This window comes from Vibrio sp. Vb2880 (assembly GCF_033337975.1).
Classification (GTDB): Bacteria; Pseudomonadota; Gammaproteobacteria; order Enterobacterales; family Vibrionaceae; genus Vibrio; species Vibrio alginolyticus.
In genome coordinates this window covers 1-794 of sequence record NZ_JAWORT010000079.1, presented here as the reverse complement: position 1 = coordinate 794, position 794 = coordinate 1, and the positions used below count along the sequence as shown (strand labels likewise).

The 794-nt window shown below is 46.3% G+C and carries 1 protein-coding gene; it reads right to left on the bottom strand.

The window, feature by feature from the left end:
• Nucleotides 1–719 (bottom strand): flagellin (locus R7M92_RS24990; RefSeq protein WP_318134577.1); only part of this gene is annotated, 719 nt, incomplete at its 3' end.
• Between the last annotated feature and the right edge of the window lie 75 nt (nucleotides 720–794).

The following is a 794-nucleotide window of genomic DNA, read 5'->3' as shown; positions in this document are numbered from 1 at the left end:
TCTTGGTCTACTGAGGCTTTCACTAGGTCAGTTTGACCGTTAATGTAAGTCGCAAGCTCTTCGATATCGTCACCCGCTTTTGCGCTGATGTTGATTTCTTGCTCTTGGCCGTAGCTGTCCGTTAGGTTGATTTTTAGGTCGTTCTTACCTTCAGCAACGTTCCAGTCTTTACCTTTACCACTTTCAGCTTGGTAGCTCACACCGCCCATCATTTTGTTGTCTGAACGCATGTCTTTTAGCTCAAGCATCACTGCTTCGCCGTTATCCGCACCGATTTGGAACGATTTCGCACCGTGTGTGCCGTTTAGTAGCTTGTTACCACCGAAAGAAGTGGTTTCTGCGATACGGTTTAGTTCGTCGTTTAGCGCGGTCACTTCTTCTTGAATCGCAACGCGCTCTGCTTTCGAGTTTGAACCGTTTGCTGATTGCAGAGACAAGTCACGCATACGTTGAAGAATATTAGTGGTCTCATTCATTGCACCTTCAGCAGTTTGTGCAATCGAGATACCGTCGTTCGCGTTGCGAACCGCTACATCTAAACCACGGCTTTGTACGTTCAAACGGTTCGAGATTTGTAGACCCGCAGCGTCATCTTTTGCGCTGTTGATTTTAAAACCTGAAGACAAACGCTCCATAGAAGTTTGTTGAGCTGAGTTTGCGTTGTTTAGGTAACGCTGAGCGGTCATCGCTGATACGTTAGTGTTTACATTCACTGCCATGGTGATTTCTCCAATTGATTTTCCGGTGTAGCGGTTTCCGACGTCTCGGAAAACCAAGTAGTTCTCTCAAAGTTA